2 protein-coding genes are annotated in these 323 nt (G+C 35.0%); both read right to left on the reverse strand.

The features are described 5' to 3' along the window. A partial coding sequence (rplX, locus tag AMO19_RS00480) for a 50S ribosomal protein L24 (protein WP_075506883.1) occupies nt 1-230 on the reverse strand: 230 nt, incomplete at its 3' end. Then, a partial coding sequence (locus AMO19_RS00485) for an uL14 family ribosomal protein (protein WP_179850453.1) occupies nt 231-323 on the reverse strand: 93 nt, incomplete at its 5' end.

Below are 323 nucleotides of genomic sequence, written 5' to 3' on the forward strand. Positions count from 1 at the left end.
GATGCTTCTTCTGTAAGAATTCTTCCAGTTTCTCCTTCCTGAGTTGGTTTTACATGTTTGGTCCTAAGGTTAATTCCCTTTACAACTACTCTATTTTCAAGAGGGATAGTTTTTAAAACTTCACCAGTTTTCCCTTTGTCCTTGCCATTAATTATTTTTACCAAATCTCCAGTTTTGATTCTCATTTTTATTCTCTGGAAGTTTTTCTTTTGTTTTAATGAATCCAACATTTAAATCACCTCCGGAGCAAGAGAAACAATCTTTGTGTAATTTTTATCCCGCAGTTCTCTAGCTACAGGACCAAAGACTCTAGTACCTTTTGG

This window comes from Prochlorococcus marinus, assembly GCF_001180245.1.
Classification (GTDB): Bacteria; Cyanobacteriota; Cyanobacteriia; order PCC-6307; family Cyanobiaceae; genus Prochlorococcus_A; species Prochlorococcus_A marinus_F.